Below are 537 nucleotides of genomic sequence, written 5' to 3' on the forward strand. Positions count from 1 at the left end.
AGGAAGCATATCTTCGTACTGGCTGTAATAGCTTTGAAAGCGAAAGGCCACTTAGTAAGCCAATGGGATTTTGGAGAGCACAGGATGTGCTCCGGTATACAGTGGAAAAACAGTTAGAAATTGCAGAGCCTTATGGTGAGGTGGTCGAAGTGGGGCAAGTTCCCGGTCAGATTGGGTTCTTTCCATCATGTGGGCCGTTTAAGTGCACAGGAGAACAAAGAACCGGCTGTCTGTTCTGTCCAGTGGGCTGTCATCTGACAAGCTTTGAAAAATTCGTAAGGCTGAAAGCATATAATCCCAAGCTTTATGATTTCTGTATGGAGGAATTGGGAGAGAAAAAGCTGCTTAGCTGGATAGAGAAAAACTATAGGAGAGGATATAAACAGATTTCATGATATTACACAGTAGAGAGGATATGAAGAATTGATACGATTTAGCAATCACATGGGATTGAATAGCTATATATAGATTTGAAATATTGACAAACACTATATATAGTGATAAAATAAACATGACATTGATTTGTGCCGCTTTTTT

1 protein-coding gene is annotated in these 537 nt (G+C 39.9%); it reads left to right on the plus strand.

Translation table 11 applies throughout. The features are described from left to right. Positions 1–86 precede the first annotated feature (86 nt). Positions 87–395, plus strand: coding sequence for a hypothetical protein (locus NE664_13095; protein MCQ4727569.1), 309 nt, complete (start codon positions 87–89; stop codon positions 393–395). Positions 396–537: the final 142 nt, after the last annotated feature.

The organism is Anaerotignum faecicola (assembly GCA_024460105.1).
GTDB lineage: Bacteria > Bacillota > Clostridia > Lachnospirales > Anaerotignaceae > JANFXS01.